This window comes from Naasia lichenicola (assembly GCF_004801885.1).
Lineage (GTDB): Bacteria > Actinomycetota > Actinomycetes > Actinomycetales > Microbacteriaceae > Naasia > Naasia lichenicola.
In genome coordinates this window covers 56,519-70,083 of record NZ_SSSM01000003.1, presented here as the reverse complement: position 1 = coordinate 70,083, position 13,565 = coordinate 56,519, and the positions used below count along the sequence as shown (strand labels likewise).

The 13,565-nt window shown below is 67.6% G+C and carries 16 protein-coding genes; 12 read left to right on the top strand and 4 right to left on the bottom strand.

The window, feature by feature from the left end:
- Window positions 1–90 precede the first annotated feature (90 nt).
- From E6C64_RS05525 to E6C64_RS05480, 10 genes are all read left to right on the top strand, one after another.
- Entirely contained in the window at window positions 91–654 is a 564-nt protein-coding gene (locus E6C64_RS05525; protein ID WP_136426657.1) for a gluconate 2-dehydrogenase subunit 3 family protein, read from the top strand.
- Window positions 651–2,303 (top strand): GMC family oxidoreductase, encoded by a 1,653-nt coding sequence (locus tag E6C64_RS05520; protein WP_136426656.1) that lies wholly within the window; start codon window positions 651–653, stop codon window positions 2,301–2,303. Before E6C64_RS05525 ends, E6C64_RS05520 begins: the two co-directional genes overlap by 4 nt.
- Window positions 2,304–2,325: 22 nt before the next feature.
- Window positions 2,326–3,180, top strand: a complete 855-nt coding sequence (locus E6C64_RS05515; RefSeq protein WP_136426655.1) for an N-acyl homoserine lactonase family protein — start codon at window positions 2,326–2,328, stop codon at window positions 3,178–3,180.
- Complete coding sequence (locus E6C64_RS05510; protein WP_136426654.1) at window positions 3,177–4,034, top strand: SDR family NAD(P)-dependent oxidoreductase; 858 nt, start codon at window positions 3,177–3,179, stop codon at window positions 4,032–4,034. The genes E6C64_RS05515 and E6C64_RS05510 overlap by 4 nt, the downstream gene beginning before the upstream one ends.
- Entirely contained in the window at window positions 4,031–4,942 is a 912-nt protein-coding gene (locus E6C64_RS05505; protein WP_136426653.1) for an NAD(P)-dependent oxidoreductase, read from the top strand. The genes E6C64_RS05510 and E6C64_RS05505 overlap by 4 nt, the downstream gene beginning before the upstream one ends.
- On the top strand, window positions 4,939–5,343 hold the full coding sequence (locus tag E6C64_RS05500) for a cupin domain-containing protein (RefSeq protein WP_136426652.1): 405 nt from the start codon (window positions 4,939–4,941) through the stop codon (window positions 5,341–5,343). Before E6C64_RS05505 ends, E6C64_RS05500 begins: the two co-directional genes overlap by 4 nt.
- Window positions 5,340–5,762, top strand: a complete 423-nt coding sequence (locus E6C64_RS05495; RefSeq protein WP_136426651.1) for a carboxymuconolactone decarboxylase family protein — start codon at window positions 5,340–5,342, stop codon at window positions 5,760–5,762. Before E6C64_RS05500 ends, E6C64_RS05495 begins: the two co-directional genes overlap by 4 nt.
- Window positions 5,755–6,702 carry an NAD(P)-dependent oxidoreductase gene (locus E6C64_RS05490; protein ID WP_136426650.1) on the top strand — a complete coding sequence of 316 codons (948 nt, stop codon included), beginning with the start codon at window positions 5,755–5,757 and terminating at the stop codon, window positions 6,700–6,702. Before E6C64_RS05495 ends, E6C64_RS05490 begins: the two co-directional genes overlap by 8 nt.
- 57 nt (window positions 6,703–6,759) lie before the next feature.
- Window positions 6,760–7,467, top strand: coding sequence for a GntR family transcriptional regulator (locus E6C64_RS05485; protein WP_136426649.1), 708 nt, complete (start codon window positions 6,760–6,762; stop codon window positions 7,465–7,467).
- Window positions 7,468–7,658: 191 nt separating this feature from the next.
- A complete protein-coding gene (locus E6C64_RS05480; RefSeq protein ID WP_136426648.1) occupies window positions 7,659–9,176 on the top strand; it encodes an NAD-dependent succinate-semialdehyde dehydrogenase in 1,518 nt (505 codons plus the stop codon).
- A 66-nt stretch (window positions 9,177–9,242) separates the two neighbouring features.
- On the opposite strand, the gene E6C64_RS05475 is transcribed toward E6C64_RS05480, so the two are convergent.
- Window positions 9,243–10,304 (bottom strand): LLM class flavin-dependent oxidoreductase, encoded by a 1,062-nt coding sequence (locus E6C64_RS05475; protein WP_136426647.1) that lies wholly within the window; start codon window positions 10,302–10,304, stop codon window positions 9,243–9,245.
- Between the two features lie 114 nt (window positions 10,305–10,418).
- Between E6C64_RS05475 and E6C64_RS05470 the strand changes: the two genes are divergently transcribed.
- Both E6C64_RS05470 and E6C64_RS05465 read left to right on the top strand, forming a co-directional pair.
- Window positions 10,419–10,715 (top strand): putative quinol monooxygenase, encoded by a 297-nt coding sequence (locus E6C64_RS05470; RefSeq protein ID WP_136426646.1) that lies wholly within the window; start codon window positions 10,419–10,421, stop codon window positions 10,713–10,715.
- Window positions 10,716–10,914: 199 nt separating this feature from the next.
- On the top strand, window positions 10,915–11,388 hold the full coding sequence (locus E6C64_RS05465) for a GNAT family N-acetyltransferase (protein ID WP_136426645.1): 474 nt from the start codon (window positions 10,915–10,917) through the stop codon (window positions 11,386–11,388).
- A gap of 45 nt (window positions 11,389–11,433) precedes the next feature.
- Here E6C64_RS05465 and E6C64_RS05460 read toward each other — a convergent pair whose 3' ends face one another.
- From E6C64_RS05460 to E6C64_RS05450, 3 genes are all read right to left on the bottom strand, one after another.
- Entirely contained in the window at window positions 11,434–12,045 is a 612-nt protein-coding gene (locus E6C64_RS05460; protein WP_136426644.1) for a tripartite tricarboxylate transporter TctB family protein, read from the bottom strand.
- Window positions 12,046–12,047: 2 nt separating this feature from the next.
- Complete coding sequence (locus E6C64_RS05455; protein WP_136426643.1) at window positions 12,048–12,374, bottom strand: PadR family transcriptional regulator; 327 nt, start codon at window positions 12,372–12,374, stop codon at window positions 12,048–12,050.
- 64 nt (window positions 12,375–12,438) lie between these two features.
- Window positions 12,439–13,197, bottom strand: coding sequence for a glycosyltransferase (locus E6C64_RS05450; RefSeq protein WP_158437748.1), 759 nt, complete (start codon window positions 13,195–13,197; stop codon window positions 12,439–12,441).
- Window positions 13,198–13,565: the final 368 nt, after the last annotated feature.

Sequence of the window (13,565 nt, the reverse complement as noted above, 5' to 3'; positions counted from 1 at the left end):
CTCGCCTCGGGCGACGTTCTGACAAGGAGACGCTGATGTCCCACACCACTTCGGCAGCAGCCCCTCACCGTCTCGACGGGAGGCGCTGACATGGCATTCGACCACCGCGAGGGGGGACCCGCCACCAATCCCTACGCCCCACTCATGGGACGCACCTTCGTCGACCTCGACGAGACCGGCGCCGTCACCGTCCTCGACGAGGACCGCGCTGCGACGCTCGGCGGCTGGGTGGCCCGTCTGATCCCCGGCAACGCGTCGTGGCCGTCCGCGGCCGAGCTCGACACGGTCGCCTACATCGACGCGATCCTCCGCAAAGCGCCGACCCTGCGACCCGTCATCCTCGGCGGTATCGACGCACTCGACGCCGCAGCCCGATCGGCGCATGGCGCCGCGTTCACGGCGCTCGGCGGCGACCAGCAGGTCGAGCTCATGCGCGGCATCGAGGCCACCGGCGCCCCGGAGGCGTTCTCCGTCGTCTTCGAGCTCACCTACGAGGCCTACTACAGGGACCCGGGCGTGCAGGCCATCGTGAAGGAGCGGACGGGCTTCGACGTGCGCAACACGGTGGTCGGCAAGCCCATGAAGCCCTTCCCGGTCGAACGTCTCGCGACCATCAGCACCCGCCCCGATCACTTCAGGAGCTTGAGCGCATGAGCGCGCAGTACATCCCCGGTGCCGAGATCCCGGGCACCTCCGGTCCGGTCGGCATCGACGACAGCGGCTCAGACAGCGCTGACGTGCTCGTCATCGGCGCGGGCGCCGCGGGCGCCGCCCTCGTCTGGAGCCTGGCCCGTCGAGGCCTCGACGTGCTCTGCCTCGAGCAGGGCGACTGGGTTCCCCAGCAGGAGATCCCGAAGAACCACGCCGACTGGGAGGTCCGCGGCCGTCACTACTGGAACCCGAGCCCCGGCAAGCGCCGCGGCCCGGCCGACTACCCGGTGACCAACCTCGGCGAGAACCCCGTCGACGTCTACATGTATTCGGCGGTCGGCGGCAGCGCCATCGGCTACGGCGCGCACTTCTGGCGATTCGAGCCGTCGGATTTCAAGGCCAAGACGATCGACGACTTCGGCGTGGACTGGCCGATCGAGTACGAGGATCTAATCCCCTACTACGAGATCAACGAGCAGATGATGGGCATGTCGGGCGCCGGGGGAGACCCTGTGCAGCCCGGACGGCCCTCCGTACCGCTGAAGCCGATGCCGATCGGCCGCCAGGGCGATCGCTGGATCGACGGGTTCGACAAGCTCGGCTGGTACTGGTGGGCGCAGAGCCAGGCCATTCTGTCCGAGGACTGGAAGGGCCGCCCCGCCTGCGTCAACCGCGGCTTCTGCGCCTTCGGCTGCCCGAGCGGCGCCATGGCCCTGCCCTCCAACACCTACTGGCCCGAGGCGATCGCCGCCGGTGCCCGGCTGCGCACGCACGCCCGGGTGCGGGAGGTCACCGTCGGCGAGGACGGCGAGGCGACGGGCGCCCGCTACTACGACGAGGATGGGCGGTTGCGCTCCGTCACGGCGAAGACCGTCGTGATCAGCGGAAACGGTGTCGGAACCCCGCGTCTGCTGCTGATGTCGAAGTCGCCGAGGTTCCCGAACGGGCTCGCCAATAGCAGCGGCCAGGTCGGCAGGAACTTCATGCCGCACGTGCAGACGATGGTGATCGGCCACTTCGAGGACCCCACCGACGCGGACCACGGCGCGTGGGGCGGCACGGTCTCGTCACGGCACTTCTACGAGACCGACCCCGACAACGACTACAAGCGCGGCTTCACCATGGTCGCCATGCGCGGCTACTCGCCGCTCAACACGGCCCTCGCGACCGCACCGTGGGGCGAGGGCCATCACGAGGCGCTCGAGCACCACCTCAATCACGAGGCGACCATCTGGGTCTGCGGCGATGACGCACCGGAGGAGCACAACCGGATCGAGCTCGATGAGGAGAACCTCGACGACTTCGGCCTGCCGGGCGTTCGGACCTACTACACGCTGAGCGAGAACTCGAAGCGTCTCGGTGCGGACGGCGTGCGCAGGGCGACGGAGCTCGCGTACGCGGCGGGCGCCGATTCGGTGCGGACGACGGGATTCGACTCGATCCTCGGCTGGCACCTGCTCGGCACCGCTCGGATGGGCTCCGACCCGGCGAACTCGGTGGTCGACGCCAACAACCGCGCTCACGACGTGCCGAACCTCTATGTGGTCGATGGATCGAGCTTCTCCACTGGCGGCGCAGTCAACCCGACGCACACGATCCAGGCGCTTGCGCTCCGCGCCGCCGACAAGATCTGGGAGGCGCGCAGTGCCTGACGCACCAGAGTCCGATGCCGCCGTGTCCGATCGTGTGTGGGAGGTGACGATCGTCAAGTACGGCACCCGCAGCACCCGCCGCGCCGAGGTCTTCCTCAACTACCACGCGTACCACCAGGAAGACGGCCCGATCGACATGGACTACTTCTTCTGGGTGCTCCGCAGCGAGGAGGAGACGATCCTCGTCGACACCGGGTTCTCGCGGATCGGCGGTGACCGCCGCCGTCGAACGATGCTCACCGAGCCCGCCGACGCCTTCCGGCTCGCGGGTATCGAGCCCGGCAGTGCGCCGCGCATCATCGTGACCCACGGCCACTTCGACCACATCGGCAACCTCAGCGTCTTCCCGGATGCCGACCTCACCATGTCGCGCAAGGAGTACGACTTCTGGAACGGCCCGCACGCCGACAAGGCGCTGTTCGCGCACTCGGTCGAGGCCGACGAGCTCGCCCACCTCCGTGATGCGGTCGAGCGGGGCAGGGTCACCTTCATCGAGGGCGAGGCGCACATCGCGCCCGGCATCCGGCTGCTCGAGATCGGCGGGCACACGCCCGGCCAGTGCATCATCTTCGTCGAGACGAGCGAGGGCACGGTGCTGCTCGCGTCGGACGCCGTGCATTATTACGAGGAGTACGAGACCGACAAGATCTTTACCTCGGTCGCCGACCTCGTCGAGATGTACGACAGCTTCGCCCTGATCCGCGAGCTCGTCGCATCCGGTGAGGTCGACCACGTGGTCTCGGGCCACGACCCGTCCACCCTCGGCCGCTTCACCCCGGCCACGGGCGCCCTCGAGGGGATCGCCGCGACCATCGGGGCCGCCCATCCACCCGCATCCGGCGCGCACAGCGACGCTCAGAAGGAGTCCGCACGATGACCAGCAGGAGATTCGACGGCGCGATCGCCGTCGTAACGGGAGCAGGCAACGGCCTCGGCCGCGCGTCGGCGCAACGCCTCTCCGAAGAGGGCGCGTCCGTCGTCCTCGTCGACATCAACGGCGAGTCCGCGAAACAGGTATCTGCCGGCCTCGCCGGACCGTCGATCGCGGTGCACGCCGACATCTCGACCGAGGACGGCGTGCAGTCATACATCGACGCGGCACTGGCCGAGTACGGCCGGATCGACCTGCATCATCTCAACGCCGGCATCTTCGGCAGCTTCGACGCCCTGCCCGACCTCGCCCTCGAGGACTTCGAGAAGGTCATGTCCGTCAACGTGCGCGGCCAATTCCTCGGCCTGCGCGCCGCCTTCCGGCTCTTCCGCGAGCAGCAGAGCGTCGGCTCGATCGTCGTCACGGCATCCATCGCCAGCCTGACCGGCAGCGCCGACCTGCTGCCGTACGTCACCTCGAAGCACGCCGTCGCCGGCCTCATCCACAGCGCGGCCATGTATGGCGGCCCTCTCGGCATCCGCGTAAACGGCGTCGCGCCCGGCATCGTGCCGACCGACCTGTTCGCCGCGGCGGCGAGCGCGTCGGGCGGCAAGAACGACATGGTCCAGCGTGCGGCGACCACACCGCTGCGGCGGGCAGGGGCACCGGAGGAGATCGCGGCGGTCGCCGCCTTCCTGCTCTCGAGCGACGCCTCGTACATGACGGGGCAGATCGTCTCGGCCGACGGCGGAGCGACGATCGTCAACACCGTCCGCCCCTCGGGCGGCGCCGGTGCATGGGACACGGACCGCGTCGATCGCGGTCTCTACGGAGACAACTGGAAGGGAGCGACACGATGACGGAACCGACCATCGGATTCATCGGCCTCGGCAACATGGGCGGGCGGATGACCCGCTGCATCACAGGCAAGGGGATCGAGGTCCTCGGCTTCGACGCGCACGCGCCGAACATCGAGGGCGCGGGCGCTCTTGCGGCCGCATCCGCCGGCGACGTCGCCGACCGAGCCGACGTGATATTCCTCTCGCTGCCCGACAGCCGCGTCGTCGAGGCGGTCGTGCTCGGCGACGACGGCCTGCTGGCGCACGCCAGGAGCGGACAGATCATCGTCGACCTGAGCACCGCCAATCCCGAGTCGACCCGCGGCATCGCCGCGGCGCTCGCGGAGAAGGGCGCCCTCTACCTCGACGCAGGCATCTCCGGCGGAGCTGCCGCCGCGGAGAAGGGCGTGCTCACCCTGATGGTGGGCGGCGATGAGGCGGCTCTCGACGCGGTCCGTCCCGCGATGGCGCACTTCGCCTCGAACGTCTTCTTCATGGGGGCGTCCGGCGCAGGTCACACCACGAAGCTGCTCAACAACTTCCTCAACGCCGTCGCCCTCTCGGCGACCTCCGAGGTGATGGTCGCCGGACGCAAGGCCGGTCTCGACATGGACGCCCTTCTCGGTGTCCTCAACACCAGCTCGGGCGTCAACTTCGCCACCCTCAACCGGTTCCCGAAGATCGTGCACGGCGACTACCTCAAGGGCGGTCTCACCAACGCGCTGATGATGAAGGATGTGCTGCTCTACACCGAGCTGATCGCGGGGCTCGGCGTCGCCGGGGTCCACGCCGCGGGCCCGCTCGCGAGCTTCGGCGCAGCGATGGCGACAGGCCGCACGACCGAGATCAGCAACACCGTCGTCGACGTGCTGGGCGATCTCTCCGGCGGTGTGCGCGTGCACAACGGAGCGGAAGGGGACGCGGCATGAGGCTCATCCGCGCCGCAGAGCGCTCCGGCACTTCGGGTAAGACAGGCTCGCAGTTCACCGGGCAGGTCTTCAACTACCTGACGATGCCCGCAACCGACGGCATCGTCATCAACACGGTGACGTTCAATCCCGGCGCCCGCACGTTCTGGCACAGCCACACCGACGGCCAGATCCTCGAGGTCGTAGCCGGCTGCGGGCTGGTCCAGTCCGAGGGCGGCCCAGCCGTCTCGATCGTCGCGGGCGACACCGTCTGGGTGCCCGCCGGAGAGCGCCACTGGCACGGAGCCGCCCCCGACTCGTTCATGACCCATACCGCCATCTCGCTCGGCCCCACCAACTGGGATCAGGAAGTCGCGGACTCCGAGTACGACCCCCGCACCGACGAAACGGAACAGCGATGACACAGGACTCCACCCACGGCGAGACGACCCACTCGGAGACCTACGAGGCCGGGCTCGCGATGCGGCGCCAGGTGCTCGGAGCCGAGCACGTGAACCGCAGCCTCGGCAAGGTCACCGAGTTCTCCCGACCGATCCAGGAGCTCGTCACCGAGTACTGCTGGGGTGAGGTCTGGACCCGGGACGGCCTGCCGCCGAAGACGCGCAGCCTGCTCAACATCGTCATGCTCACCGCGCTCAACCGCTCGCACGAGCTCGGAGTGCACGTGCGCGGCGCGATCACCAACGGCGTCACGGTTGATGAGATCCAGGAGGCGCTGATGCAGACCGCGATCTACGTCGGAGTGCCCGCTGCTCTCGAGTCCTTCCGCGTCGCCGAAAAGGTGCTCACCGAGCTCGAGGCGATTCCCGCCCATGGCTGAGCCGACAGCGGGCGCGCTGCCCTCCGTCGCCTTCGTGGGCCTCGGCAACATGGGCTTCCCTATGGTGTCGCGCCTTGTTTCCGCCGGTTACGACGTTCACGGTTTCGACGTGTCGCCCGACGCGGTGGAACGGCTCGAGGGCATAGGCGCGTCGGGAGCGGCGAGTGCCGCGGCCGCCGCCGCGGACGCGGGGGTCATCATCCTGATGCTGCCCAACTCGGCGATCGTGCAGTCCGTGGTCGACGACCTGCTGGCCGCCGACGCCGTCGCCGGGTCGGTGATCGTCGACATGAGCTCGTCCGAGCCGCTCGCCACCCGTGCACTGGCTGCGCGACTGGCCGATTTCGACATCGCTCTCGTCGACGCACCCGTCTCGGGCGGCGTGACCGGCGCTGTGAACGGCACTCTGACGATCATGGTCGGGGGCGACGACGCGGCCGTCGAGCAGGTTCTTCCCATCGTCTCCGAGCTTGGCAAGCCCGTCCGCACCGGATCCGTCGGCTCGGGACATGCGATCAAGGCGCTCAACAATCTGCTCTCGGCAACGCACCTCTGGGCGACTTCCGAGGCGATGGAGACGGGTGTCGCCTTCGGCCTCGATCCCGAGGTCATGCTCGCGGTGTTCAACACCTCGAGTGGACGCAGCGGATCGACCCAGAACAAGTGGCCGAACTTCGTGCTCCCCGGGAGCTACGACTCGGGCTTCGGCCTGGCGCTGATGCTCAAGGACATGAAGATCGCCCTCGGCCTCGCCGACTCCACCCACGCGCCGCATGCTCTCAGCTCGCGCGCCGTCGAGCTCTGGTCGACGGCGGCTGCCGAGCTGCCCCCGGGCGCCGACCACACGGAGGTCGCCCGCTGGGTCGCGGCCATGGGATCGGGGGAGCGGGCTGGATACGCCGCGCCCCGCCCGTGGGGAGGCGCGGATGCCGATGCGTGATCGCGGACGGTGTAGGTTACGGGCCAGGCTGCCGCGCCGGATTCGAGGGAGAACCCCATGACGACGACTAACTCGCTGTCCGGTTCCTGGACGGCCGAGCCACTCGGCCGCGTCGCTGCGCCTCTGCGCGAGCAGGTGACCGACTCGATCCGACAGGCGATCCTCGACTTCTCCCTCCAGCCAGGCCAGCGCCTGGTCGAGCGCGAGCTCATCGAGCGCCTTGCCGTGTCGCGCACGACCATCCGCGAAGCGATCCGGGAGCTCTCCGCCGAAGGACTCGTCACCGTGGTGCCCCAGAAGGGCGCGATCGTCACGGCGCCGTCTCTCGAGGACGCCGTCGACCTCTACGAGGTTCGAGCGTCGCTCGAATCGCTGGTGGTCCAGCGCTTCGTCGAGCGTGCGTCAGACGATCAGGTCGAGCGCCTCTCGGGTGCGGTCGACTACCTCGAGTCGGTCACTACCGCGACCACGGCAATCCGCGAGGTGCTGCGGGCCAAAGACCGCTTCTACGTCGTGCTGATCGAGGGCGCTCGCAGCGCCGCGCTGCAGCAGCTGCTCGAAAGCATCCAGGCACGGGTCCAGGTGCTTCGCGCGACCTCGATGTCCGAGGCGGGCCGACCTCTCGAGGTCGTGCGCGAGCTCCGCGGCATCGTGGAGGCAGTCCGTCGCCGCGACGTTGAGGAAGCATCCGCACGCTGCGCGGCGCACATTCGCGCCGCATCCGTCACCGCTCTGTCGCACCTGCGCGCCGAGCAGCAGGCCTGACGCCCCACCAGCCCGGCTGTGGGCACGAGCCCGTCCTGTCGGACGGAGTCGTTCCGTGCACCCTCAGCACACCCTGAGGGCCCTCTACACCCACCGGACCTCGCGTGAACCCGCTCCGCGCACCCCGCTCTGCACGAAATATGTTCTGCACGAACCTGGCAGCCCTACTTGATCGAGAAGGAGAACGACCGATGACGACAACACTCCCCGGTGCCGACGCCCCAGAGACCGACAGCGTCCCCGAGCTGACCGCCGCCGAGCGGGACGCGCTGAGCGCGGCGCCGACCGACCTGCTGCTCGACGGCACATGGACCGGGTCCTCGACAGGTGGATCGTTCCCCGTCGAGGACCCCTCGACCGGAGCGACGCTCGCGCACGTCGCTGACGCTTCTGAGGATGACGCCCGGCGGGCGCTCGACACGGCGGTGCGCGTGCAGGGGGAGTGGGGAAGGTCGGCGCCACGCGAGCGATCCGAGATCCTGCGTCGCACCTACGAGCTGATGATGGCGGACATCGACCGACTCAGCCTGCTGATGACGCTCGAGATGGGAAAGCCGCTCGCCGAATCCCGGGCGGAGGTCGCCTATGCCGCTGACTACTTCCGCTGGTTCGCCGAGGAAGCGGTGCGCTTCGGCGGCCGCTTCAGCTCCTCGCCCGACGGAGCCGCCCGCATTCTCACCTTGAAGCAGCCGGTCGGCCCGGTGCTGCTCGTGACGCCGTGGAACTTCCCGCTCGCCATGGCCGCACGGAAGGTCGGGCCTGCCATCGCCGCCGGCTGCACGGTCATCGTCAAGGCCGCGAAGCAGACGCCGCTGTCGATGCATGCCGTCGCCAGAATCATGCAGGAGGCAGGACTCCCCGCCGGCGTCCTGTCTCTGATCACCACCTCGAGGTCCTCGAAGATCGTCTCGGCCATCATCGACGACCCTCGACTGCGCAAGCTCTCGTTCACCGGGTCAACCGAGGTCGGCCGAGTGCTCATCCAGCAGTCGGCGGCCTCGCTTCTGCGGGTCTCGATGGAGCTCGGCGGCAATGCACCGTTCATCGTCTTCGATGACGCGGACATCGAGCATGCCGCCGATCAGGCCATGCTTGCGAAGCTGCGCAACAACGGGGAGGCGTGCACGGCAGCCAACCGGTTCCTCGTGCACAGCTCGGTGGTCGAGCAATTCTCGGCAGCGCTCGTCGAGCGCTTCGAGCGGGTACGAGTGGGCCGCGGCTCTGAGAGCGGCGTCACGCTCGGCCCCCTCATCGATCGCGTAGCCGTCGACAAGGTGCAGGAGCTCGTCGACGCGGCTGTCGAGGCGGGTGCGACGGTCGCCTATCGAGGAGAGGTCCCCACCGGGCCGGGCCACTGGTCCGCGCCCACCGTGCTCACCGGCGTCGGCCGCGACTCGCGCGTGGTCACTGAGGAGATCTTCGGCCCGGTCGCGCCCATCGTCGCCTTCGACACCGATGCGGAGGCGATGGAGATCGCCAACTCGTCGGAGTACGGACTGGCCTCCTATGTCTTCACCGCAGACGAGCGCCGCGCGCGTTGGGTGTACGAGCGGCTCGAATCGGGCATGGTCGGCCTCAACCGCGGTGTGCTGTCGAACCCCGCCGCGCCGTTCGGCGGTATCAAGGCCAGCGGCTTCGGCCGCGAGGGAGGCAGCGAGGGCATCGACGAGTACCTGGAGATCAAGTATGTAGCGATGAACGGAGTGTGACGAAGACGGAGCCGGGTTGATCGGGACCGACCGACCTGCTCCCCGGGCTTTCGCTCTGGGAGCAGGTCACCCGCGGATGATCTCGCGAGAGAACGTCTCCATCGTCTCTCGGTGATCGATCACCGGCCTGATCGCCACCATGTCGATCCCCGCTTCCTCCATCGCCGCTACGGACGCGGCGATCTCGGACGACGTACCGGTGAGGGTCGTGGCGCGGATCATCCGTTCGGTCACCAGGGGAGCCACGTCGTCTCGGAGCGCTACCGCGTAACCGCCGTAGAGCTCCAGGTGACGCGACCGGACCGGGCCGTCGGGTGTCACGAAAATGTCTCGGAAGGCGAGGATGTCGCGCCGAAGATGATCGGGGAAGAACGCCGGGTCTGAAGTGGACAGGGCGAAGATATTCGCGCATGACGAGACAAACGGGCCGACCATCGATCGAACCCTCGCACTCTCGAGACTCTCTCCGGGCTCGGTGAGGCAGAAGGCCGTCATGCACATGATGGACAGCGAATCTGGATCGCGGCCCGCCTGCTCCGCCCCGATGCGGACTCGCTTCAGCGCCATGGCGATCAGGTCGGGGTCGACAGTGCCGAAGAGGATCACTCCGTCCGCCATCCGACCGGCCAGTTCCAGGACCTTCGGCCCACTCCCTGCGATGTAGGTGGGAATGGGGGTCTTCAGGTCGATCCACCGGTCGCCATCTGACAGGAAGCGGATGTCACGCGTGCGATCCCCCTCGGTGTACTCCGTCGTCTCGCCTGCCAAGAGGGCGCGGACGATCCGCACATGGTCCTCCAGGGCGCTCAGCCGTGCAGCGGGCATGCCCAGAGTGCGCCGCGCCGTGTTCCCGGTGCCGATGCCGAGCATCGTCCTGCCGGGTGCGAGCTTGTTGACGGTGGCGATGGAGTTGGCTGTCGAGGGGGCGATTCGAGAGGCGGGATTGGTCACTCCGACGCCGAGGCGAATGGTGGACGTGCGCTCGGCGCACAGTGCGAGGCTGATGTAGGGGTCCGAGAACAGCATCTGCGAGTCGTCCAGCCAGGCGTGACTGAAGCCAAGAGCTTCTGCCGCGGCGACATCGTCTCGCGCTGCAGGCGAGGCTGGGAAGGCGATTCCGAATTGCATGCATTCTCCTTCGAATGTATGACGATCTGTCAGAATCGAGCGTAGCCGCGGACGAAGACGGTGGCGACAAGAAAGCCGCCGACGTCACCCGGAACAACGAATGAAGGAGCCCTCGTGGCAATCACCGCCTTACTCGACCTGCGCCTGCGCGCCGAGTCCGTCGAGACGGCAGCAGGGGTGCTCGACCGCATTTTGAGGGTGACCCGGAATCGTCCTGGATCGCTCGGAGTCGAGGTGCTGAATGACATCACCGACCCAACCCACCTCACCCTGGTGGAGCGTTGGGAGAGCATTGCCGACGACGATGCCTACCGCGCTTGGCGGGCGACGCCCGAGGGATCATCCGGCCTAGCGGAGATCCTTTCCGAGCCGCCGCGGCTCTGGCGTTGCGACACGAGCGCCACCTTCTAGCGCCGGGCGCCCATGACGACGGCGCTCGCCGCTCCGCCCAGCTGAGACAGCGACGGTGATGCTGGGCGTCGCACGGCTCCTGCGTCCATGGCCCGCGGCGCGAATCTGGGAGCAGCGCGGCCTTCAACAGCCGAGGCTACTGCTGCTCTCAGGTGACGCACGAAAATTGCGGACGGTAGAGAGAAGGGTGCTCTGAGCGATGAGCGGAGCGACTGTTCGACAGGCCAATCTCGCGGATGTCCGCCTGGCCGCGGCCTTGAGGTGGGCGTGGGTCATGGAGGAGCAGGCGGGCTCCAGCTCGTTGTCACGCGACGATTTCATAGCCGAATTCGTGGACTGGGCCGATCAGCATGCGGCCACTCACCAGTGCTTCGTAGCGGAGGTGGAGGGTGCGGTCGTAGGCATGGCCTGGCTTGCGGTCACGGACCGGGTGCCGAGCCCGCGTTCGTTGAATCGGCGAACCGCGGGCATCCAGAGCGTCTACGTGTCACCAGAGCTGCGTAATCAGGGCATCGGATCGCTCCTCATCGAGGCGGTCGTTCGAGCTGCAGCATCCAGTGGAGCAGAACGGCTGACGGTGCACAGCAGCCCGGGAGCCGTCTCGGCCTATGACCGTGCCGGGCTGAAAGCCTCAGAGCTGCTTCGGTCCCGGGACCTGAACATCCCGAAGTAGCAAGCCGCCGGACCGATCAGTGACGACTTTGTTGTTGGGAGTGATCTATCGAGGTTCAATATGGCCCGTTCGCCGCAATCCGACGATGAGCAGCCAGGCGGCCACGGCCACGTTGACGACGACGGCAACTATCAAGGCATTCCAGTGGGCGAACGTGGATGCGGGAAGGAGGGGATTGCTTCCTGAGTTGTCGGGGGCCGGCTCGCTACCGGAAGAGCTCAAGCTGAAGAGCCAGAACATCGCGTAGATCAGGCCTACGGCTATCAGCGGCGACAGGGTGGCAATCACCTTCTCGTACGTCTTCCACGCGGCGCCGCTCCACAGGAGGATCAGGCCCACGATCCAGCCGAGGATGGGGAAGATCAATCCGCCGACCGTCAGCAGCGCCACTGTGGCCGCCACGTAGGCCCGCGAACTTCCCCTGCCGTTCGCGGTAGGCGTGGGCGCGGTTAGGTCGCTGCTCGCTTCCGCGGCGATGTGCGCGGGATCGCCGAGCTGCTCGATCCGAGTCAGCGCGTCCTCGTCACTGACCGATCGCAGCTCCTCGGCAACGCCCTCGCGGATCTGCGACGCAAGTGGCTCCGGGACGCGCTCGAGTTCTTCGTCGAGCCGGCGAAGGTAGTCGCTGACGGCCGTGGATGTTCTGTCGGATTCCATGTCTATTCCTCGCCGACGATCAGGTTGATCTGGTGAACGAGCTGACCCCAGTCAGCACGAAAGGTGGATAGTCGCTGCGCGCCCGTCTTGGTGGGCACGTAGTACTTGCGGGCGGGACCTGGGCCCTGTTGCAGTTCCGTCATGGTGATGTCTCCTCGCTCGCGGAGGCGGGAGAGGACGGGATAGAGGGTGCCGATGCTGGAGATGAGACCCGCGGTCTGCAGTTGATCCGCCAGCTCCCAGCCGTACATCGGTCGTGTGCTGATGAGGCCGAGCACGCAGTACTCGACCACGCCCTTTCGCAGCTGCGGACTCAGCTCGGCTGTCATGCATTGCAAGATAGCATGCGATGCACGCTAGTGCAGTTGGTCGGGATCGCTTCGCTTGTCCAGCTCAGACGATGGTTCGTTGAATCTGCGCGACGACTTCTTCCGAGTTGGGGAGGTCGAGCATCGATCGGCGCAGGTGCGACACGCGATCGCGCGTGGCAGCGTCTGTTCGAAGCCGCCTCACTGCCTCGAGTATCGCTGTCGGCGTGGCGGTGGCGGCATCCAGGACGAGGCCGATGCCGAGGCGCTTCGTCATGGAGGCATTGAATGGCTGGTCTGCGCCCATGGGGAAGATGATCTGTGGGACACCCGCGAGGAGCGATTGCACGAGCATGCCGCTGCCGCCGTGGTGGAGGACCACGCTTGCCCGGGGGAGGGCATCGTCGAAGTGGATGTACTGCTCGACGCGCACGTGGTCAGGCTGCGGCCCGAATCGGCGCGGGTCCAAGTCGCGACCGACAGCCACTCGCGCAGGAGAGTCGAGCTCGCTCAGCGCGTCGAGGATGCGAGGAAAAAGGGTGCCCGACTCGGTGTTGAATTCCGTGCCGAGGGTCGCGAGGACTGTGCCGTCCGACTCCGCCAACGGTGGGGAGTCCGGCTGCATCCACAAGACGTTCGGAGGCGTCGGAAACGTCGGATCCCGCATCAGGGGGTGGAAGGGGACCACGAAGATCTCGCCATGCGGGCGGATCGCCTGCGCGAGTCCCACGCTTTCTGCCAGCTTCGCGAGCGCGCTGGCCACACGCTCCGGGCGCACCAGCGCCCCGCTGGCGATGACCGAAACGACGATCGTCGGTATCGCCCGCTTCTGCGCAGCCGCCATCGCTCCGAAGTCGAGCTCGTCGCACACCACCAGATCGGCGTCTCCGAGCAGCTCATCGATTGCTGCGTTCGATTGACGGGCAGCGCCGCCAGCGAAGTGATCGCCGACCACCCGAACCTCAGCCTCCTCATCGATGGGCTGGAGAGGAGTGATCGTTCCGGTCATGTGGCTGCGCCGGTCCGGAACCGTCTTCACCTGGCGGTAGAGCTCGGATGGTGCGTGGCGGGCAGTGGACTCTCGTCCCACCAGGGTGAGTCGATGGCCGGCCTGGAAGAGCGAGCGGTGCAGCGGCAGTTGGGGCACGAGGTGACCGGCGCCGCCGACGAACGAGCAAACTACATGCACATTGAAACGCTAGCCGCGATGCC

What these genes read in the sequence shown, in the direction of transcription:
- E6C64_RS05465 (WP_136426645.1), top strand. Translation starts at nt 10,915, where the DNA reads ATGAGCGGAGCGACTGTTCGACAGGCCAATCTCGCGGATGTCCGCCTG.
- E6C64_RS05475 (WP_136426647.1), bottom strand. Translation starts at nt 10,304, where the DNA reads ATGCAATTCGGAATCGCCTTCCCAGCCTCGCCTGCAGCGCGAGACGAT.
- E6C64_RS05485 (WP_136426649.1), top strand. Translation starts at nt 6,760, where the DNA reads ATGACGACGACTAACTCGCTGTCCGGTTCCTGGACGGCCGAGCCACTC.
- E6C64_RS05505 (WP_136426653.1), top strand. Translation starts at nt 4,031, where the DNA reads ATGACGGAACCGACCATCGGATTCATCGGCCTCGGCAACATGGGCGGG.
- E6C64_RS05500 (WP_136426652.1), top strand. Translation starts at nt 4,939, where the DNA reads ATGAGGCTCATCCGCGCCGCAGAGCGCTCCGGCACTTCGGGTAAGACA.
- E6C64_RS05495 (WP_136426651.1), top strand. Translation starts at nt 5,340, where the DNA reads ATGACACAGGACTCCACCCACGGCGAGACGACCCACTCGGAGACCTAC.
- E6C64_RS05450 (WP_158437748.1), bottom strand. Translation starts at nt 13,197, where the DNA reads ATGGCGGCTGCGCAGAAGCGGGCGATACCGACGATCGTCGTTTCGGTC.
- E6C64_RS05460 (WP_136426644.1), bottom strand. Translation starts at nt 12,045, where the DNA reads ATGGAATCCGACAGAACATCCACGGCCGTCAGCGACTACCTTCGCCGG.
- E6C64_RS05490 (WP_136426650.1), top strand. Translation starts at nt 5,755, where the DNA reads ATGGCTGAGCCGACAGCGGGCGCGCTGCCCTCCGTCGCCTTCGTGGGC.
- E6C64_RS05510 (WP_136426654.1), top strand. Translation starts at nt 3,177, where the DNA reads ATGACCAGCAGGAGATTCGACGGCGCGATCGCCGTCGTAACGGGAGCA.
- E6C64_RS05520 (WP_136426656.1), top strand. Translation starts at nt 651, where the DNA reads ATGAGCGCGCAGTACATCCCCGGTGCCGAGATCCCGGGCACCTCCGGT.
- E6C64_RS05525 (WP_136426657.1), top strand. Translation starts at nt 91, where the DNA reads ATGGCATTCGACCACCGCGAGGGGGGACCCGCCACCAATCCCTACGCC.
- E6C64_RS05455 (WP_136426643.1), bottom strand. Translation starts at nt 12,374, where the DNA reads ATGACAGCCGAGCTGAGTCCGCAGCTGCGAAAGGGCGTGGTCGAGTAC.
- E6C64_RS05480 (WP_136426648.1), top strand. Translation starts at nt 7,659, where the DNA reads ATGACGACAACACTCCCCGGTGCCGACGCCCCAGAGACCGACAGCGTC.